The sequence below is a fragment of the Stieleria sp. genome, assembly GCF_041595215.1.
Classification (GTDB): domain Bacteria; phylum Planctomycetota; class Planctomycetia; order Pirellulales; family Pirellulaceae; genus Stieleria; species Stieleria magnilauensis.
Genome location: NZ_JBFHKV010001307.1, coordinates 1 through 2085, shown reverse-complemented (window position 1 = coordinate 2085; position 2085 = coordinate 1). Strand labels below are relative to the sequence as shown.

The following is a 2085-nucleotide window of genomic DNA, read 5'->3' as shown; positions in this document are numbered from 1 at the left end:
CGACCGCAGACAAGCTGGACCACAAAGCCCTGTTCGACATCCATCGCAAGGCCATGGCCCAGGCGATCCACAAGGCGATGGCCTGTGAACCTTCCATCGACTGGTTGCTCGAAAACCAAGACAAGATCACCCACAAGTATTACCAAATGGGATTGGACGGAAAAATCTAAGCCGCCGGTGGGGCCGTCTGAACGTGGCCGGTGGAGAGCAGCGACACCAGGCGGGATGGCAGAAAAAGAGTGGGCGGGAAAATCGGCGGGGAGACGGCAAGACAGTAAAATAGGTGACAAGAAAATCGGTGGCTTGGGTAGGTGGCGTAAGCTTCCAGCGTGCGGTGCTGGGATCGCAAGCTGGAAGCTTACGCCACCTTATAAGACCGCCATTCATTCTTTTGGCGGTCCGTCGAGCGCTGCTTGCCGAAGATCTTGCGCGAGTCGGGTGAGCAGTTCATCCAGTGGCGCTTCTTCGTCGATGTCACGTGCCGTCTGTTGATTTTCGGACGGCCAGTCTTCGAAACGAAATGAGCTCTCGGTTGTTTGGGACGCCGACGTCGAATTCGCTTTGACGTCGGTGTCGACGGGCGGCATTTCGAGATCGGTCGTCCGTCGCCATTCCTGATCGCTTCGGGTACCTTCCGTCTGCCAGGGACCGGGAAACAAACTCGATGTGGCGATCAGGTTGGCGGGCAGCATTTTGTTTTCTTGCTCAATCGCGACGTGGTTGATCACCAACAGAGCGTCGAGCGGTGACACCGTGCCGTTGCCGTTGACGTCGGGGAACGTTCCGTCATCGGGTAACGCTTCACCGGACGGTTGATTCGCCTGCGACCGGCCGAGGAAATTAATCACGACCAATGCATCCAATAGCCTGACGAATCCATTGGCGTCCACGTCGAAGGGATTGGCAAAGTGATTCCAGCGGCTGAACAGTCCGACGTCGATCGACGTGAGCGAGGCACCGGTGACCAGTTCGATTCGTCGCCGCGTCGTCACAGGATCGAGATTGCTGTCGTGGGCATCGCTTCCGGGGCGATCCTGCAGCGTGATCTGATCAATCGTTTGCGTGACGACTTCCAGGATGTAGGTGCCAGGCACCACGCCGGCAAATTCGAAACGGCCGTCTTGCGGGGTGACGGCTTGGGCGACATGGATCCCGCTGGATTCGTCGATCAACCGAATCGTCACGCCCTTTCGAACGGCTTCCGACGCGTCCCGAAAACCATCGCGATTGAGGTCTTGCCAGACGACACCGCTGACCGAGGCTGGCTCGATCCGGATGCCGAAATTGACGTCATCGATTTGTCCGTCGGCGGCAAGTTCGATCGGCTGTGCGGCTGCATCGGCCGGCGCGGATTGAATGAAACCAGCCGGCGTGATCATGGCAATGGTGTGGGTGCCTTGGGGCAACTCGGCCAATCGGTAGCGTCCGTCGGCAGCGGTGATCGCAAACGATTCGTCGTCGTCCAGCGTGGCATTCCCGTTGGCGTCGACGAAGACGGCGATATCGGCGACCGGCGACTCGCCCTCGTCCATCACGGCGTTCGCGTTGGCGTCATGGAACACCTGCCCATCGATACGGCGATGGGTGACCGAGACAGACTGTTGCGAATACGCAATGACCGGCGCATTGATCCCGTCGTCGATCATCAGGTAAACAAAGTATTCGCCATCGGGCACCCCGGTCGTGTCCCACGTCGACATACCGACCCCGTCGGCCTGCGTGATCCCGGAATCGATTAAGATGCCGTCCAGCCCGCTCGCATCGGAATCGTAGAACAGCGAGACCGCGGCGTCATTGTCGCTGTCGGAAGCGTTGTAGGAAATCGAAACGGGTTGTCCGAACCCGCCGCCGGCAAGCTGCGTGATTTCCCCGCTGGGAGTGTTGTTGTCGGACACGACAAAGAACTCAATCTGGCCGGTTCCGATGTCCGAGTCGACCGTCAGATTCCAAACGCCCGCACCGGGTTGTGAAACGACGACGACGCGTCGGGTCATGTCGGACAACGGTTCGACGATCGCCATGTCCGGGGCGGCGATGATGTCAGCTTCGGTCAGGGTTTGACCCGACGGAGTGGTGAGCACGATT

2 protein-coding genes are annotated in these 2085 nt (G+C 59.2%); one reads left to right on the top strand and one right to left on the bottom strand.

The genetic code is table 11. The annotated features are described in order from the left end of the window. Nucleotides 1-14: 14 nt before the first annotated feature. The gene (locus ABX749_RS30820; RefSeq protein ID WP_372899410.1) at nt 15-170 is read left to right on the top strand and encodes a formaldehyde-activating enzyme; all 156 of its coding nucleotides are present in this window, start codon (nt 15-17) and stop codon (nt 168-170) included. A 213-nt stretch (nt 171-383) separates the two neighbouring features. On the opposite strand, the gene ABX749_RS30815 is transcribed toward ABX749_RS30820, so the two are convergent. Continuing rightward, on the bottom strand, nt 384-2085 hold a 1702-nt coding region (locus tag ABX749_RS30815; protein WP_372899409.1), incomplete at its 5' end, for an SdrD B-like domain-containing protein.